The following is a 2429-nucleotide window of genomic DNA, read 5'->3' as shown; positions in this document are numbered from 1 at the left end:
TGTGGTGCCGGGTGGGGCGGGTTCGACGGTGATGTGGAGGAGGTCGCCGTTGGGCAGGCGGTGGCCGGGAGCGTTGTAGTACTCGTCGACTCCCTGGTGGAGTTTGTTCCAGGCCGTGGCGTTGTTGCCGCCGTTGAAGGCGACGGTGATGGTGAGGTCGGTGACCGTGTCGTTGTCGTGCCGGATGCGGCGGACGTCGAAGCGGGAGGGGACGGCGAAGCGGGGGGTGCGGTCCAGTCGCATCCGGGGGCGCGTTACGGGACCGGCGTCGGCGGGCCCGGCCCCGGCGGGAGCGGGCCGCGTCTCCGCGAGCGCGAGGTCGACTGCGTGGAGGGCGTCACCAAGGACGGTCGTATGCCGCTGCAATTCTTCTCGCAGAGCGGCCTCTTCCTGTGGGCCGTCGGCAGTGCTGATTCTGTGCTGGAGGTCGTCGGCGTGCAGGCCGGCGGCCTCCAGAGCCGACTCCGCAGCGCGCAGGCGCGCCCGCGCCGCGATCTCTGTTGCGCTCGGCAGCTCCTCGATCGGGGCTGCCGCAGCCACCTGTGGTGGTGACTGTCGGGCCGTTCGCATTCCGGGCCGGGGGGATCGGGCGGAGACGGTCTGGGGTGGGGTGGGTGCGGTGGGCAGGACGGGTGGGGTGTCGGTGCCGTGGTAGGTGATGGGTGCGCCTTCACCCAGTGCGAGGAACTCGTTTTCTCCTTCGCCCAGGAGGAGTGAGCGGTCGGGGGTCGTGTCGGCGCGGCTTTGGAGGTAGGTGCCGAACACATGGTGCAGCGGGATCTTCTGTGAGGTGACCCAGAACGGTCCGAGGGTGTGGCTGCTTTCGTCGGTGGGGTCCTTGTAGGGCGTGAGGAGGCTGTAGGACTCGGCGGGGCCGCGTGTCATCTGCACGTTGTCCCCGACGGTCATGGGTCCGCCGTTCTGGTCCTCCAGCAGGCTCCGCTTCTCCAGACGGATGAGCTGAACGACTCCTCTGGTGACGTCGACGTTGGGCATTTTCACCCGGGTCAGCACCTCGTAGGTGAAGACGTGCTGGGCGATCATGCTGCGCAGGTAGACGGCCGGATCGTCCAGGGATGTCCGGTCGAATCGCGTGACCGGGTATTCCTGGGAGCCCAACTGCCAGGTGTCGTGGCGCAGGTTGCTGCTCAGGCCGGCTGTGTAGTAACCGCCGTCTGTTTTGGGCGGGCGGAAGTGGCTGATGAGCACTTTGAACCGCTGGGGTTCGGTGTTGATCGATCCGCCCGCTTGCTCTTCGGCCCAGGCGGACAGCCAGGCGCTGTTTCCGCCGTTGTCGTTCAGCCAGGTGTGGAACTGGGCGGACACACCGTCAGTGCCGCGGAGTGAACCGCCGACCGGGCCGGTCATGTCGGCGGGATCGACCAGGGCCCACGGTGTGTCTTCGGGGTCCTGCACGTCGTTCTGCCGCTGCCAGTCGGGGTTGCTGACGAGTTCGCGGGGGAGACGGTCGAGCAGGCCGTGCTCTGCGAGAAGCATCTGAACGCGGAGGAATTCGCTGCGGTATTCGGGCCGCCAGTTGTCGTCCTTGAGTACCGCGTTGGCCTTCAACAGCCTTTCTGCGGTCTCCCGTTCGTTGCTGTCCGCGTTTTCGTCGGCCCGTATCCGCTCGGCCCGTTCGATGACGAGGTCGAGGTATTTGTCGGCTGGTTCCATGACGGCGTTGAAGACGTCGATGCCGTACTGGGGGTCGTCCCACTCGGCTGATACACGGTTGTCCGGATATGTGAGCGGCACCGTCAGGCCCTGCCTGGTGTCGGTGACCACGGCGAAGGATTCCATCGGGGGTGCCAGCGACCACAGGGTCTGGGCGTTGAACGGGCCCTCGGGGAGGTTGTCCGGAAGAACGTAGGTGACCAGGGACGATGCGTCGAACGGCGTGCTCTGCTCTGCCTCGTCGTCCTGCGCGGGCTCGGGCGAGGGCGGTGACTGCACGGGACTCGGCGCGGAGACGGAGGGCTGCACTCCCATGAAGCGCGGCACCGCGGACGGGCCTGCCGGGGTCGGGGCGGGTGCGTCCCAGTCGGTGTCGTCGGAGTCTTCGGCGTCCGAGTCGTCGGAGTCCTGTCGGAGGCCGCGTGGGATGGGGAGCATGCGGGCAGCGACTGCGTCGGTGTCCCGTGGGCCGGTGTTGTCGTCTTCCGGACCGAGGGGTTCGGAGACGGGGTCGACCCAGGTGTGACTGCGCGCGGTGGGCGTGGTGTTGGCCCGTGACTCGTTCCAGTTGCCGTTGCTGTGCTGGATGTCGGTGTCGCCGATGAGGGTGGCGAGGAGTTGGAGGTGGCGTTGGCGTAGTTGGGCGTGGGGGAGTGCGTCGGGTGAGGGTTGGTGGTAGTTGCCGAGGAGGCTGCCCTCGATCTGGGGGCGGTGGGGGGTGGTGTCGTCCTGGTATTCGTCGCGGAGGCCGAGTT

1 pseudogene is annotated in these 2429 nt (G+C 67.6%); it reads right to left on the bottom strand.

Annotated features, from left to right (window positions below):
- Positions 1–2429: pseudogene (locus ACWCWD_RS37005) on the bottom strand (hypothetical protein); the annotation flags it as partial.

The organism is Streptomyces sp. NPDC001493 (assembly GCF_053597235.1).
Note: the sequence above shows the minus strand (reverse complement) of the source record. Positions and strands in the feature narration are given on the sequence as shown.